At 58.4% G+C, this 279-nt stretch carries 1 protein-coding gene; it reads left to right on the top strand.

Going from position 1 to position 279, the window contains the following annotated elements; all coding sequences use genetic code 11:
• The coding region (locus tag AK963_RS30855) for a VCBS domain-containing protein (RefSeq protein WP_202969992.1) at positions 1 to 279 on the top strand (279 nt) is incomplete at both ends.

The raw sequence follows: 279 nt of genomic DNA, 5'->3' as shown, positions 1-279 counted from the left end.
TGCTGACCCAGACCTATACCGTCACGGTTAACGATGGCAACGGCGGTACCGTGGATCAGCAGGTGACGGTGACCATCACCGGCACCAATGATGTACCGACCATTACTGCGGCCACCGATGTCACTGGCGCGGTGACCGAGATTGTGGATGGTGGCACCGGTGAAAACACCACCACATTATCCGACAGTGGTTCCTTTGCCATTGCGGATGTGGACCTCACCGATGTCCAGACCGTCAGTGTCACCTCCGACACCACCGGGTACCTGGGCTCCTTTACCC

Origin of the sequence: Endozoicomonas atrinae, from assembly GCF_001647025.1 — a bacterium.
GTDB lineage: Bacteria > Pseudomonadota > Gammaproteobacteria > Pseudomonadales > Endozoicomonadaceae > Endozoicomonas > Endozoicomonas atrinae.
This window is presented reverse-complemented; position numbering and strand designations above follow the sequence as displayed.